The organism is Chryseobacterium sp. CH25 (assembly GCF_004119455.1).
Lineage (GTDB): Bacteria > Bacteroidota > Bacteroidia > Flavobacteriales > Weeksellaceae > Chryseobacterium.
Genome location: NZ_NRQT01000062.1, coordinates 1 through 276, shown reverse-complemented (window position 1 = coordinate 276; position 276 = coordinate 1). Strand labels below are relative to the sequence as shown.

Genomic DNA, 276 nt, shown 5'->3' with positions numbered 1-276 from the left:
TGGTTATTCTGATCACAGCTAAAGATATGGATGTTGTAAAACCTTTTAATCAGAATTACTCTTCGTCAGAACTTGTTCAAACAAATGCTATGGCAGGAGGGAATACTCCTAACCAGGGTGCGACAATCCTATCAGGACCCACATATATTGTAGATACAATCCAGATAGGAGATCAGTTGGTTATTCTGATCACAGCTAAAGATATGGATGTTGTAAAACCTTTTAATCAGAATTACTCTTCGTCAGAACTTGTTCAAACAAATGCTATGGCAGGAG

The 276-nt window shown here is 37.7% G+C and carries 1 pseudogene; it reads left to right on the top strand.

The features are described 5' to 3' along the window. Positions 1–276, top strand: a pseudogene (locus BOQ64_RS23485) (hypothetical protein); the annotation flags it as partial.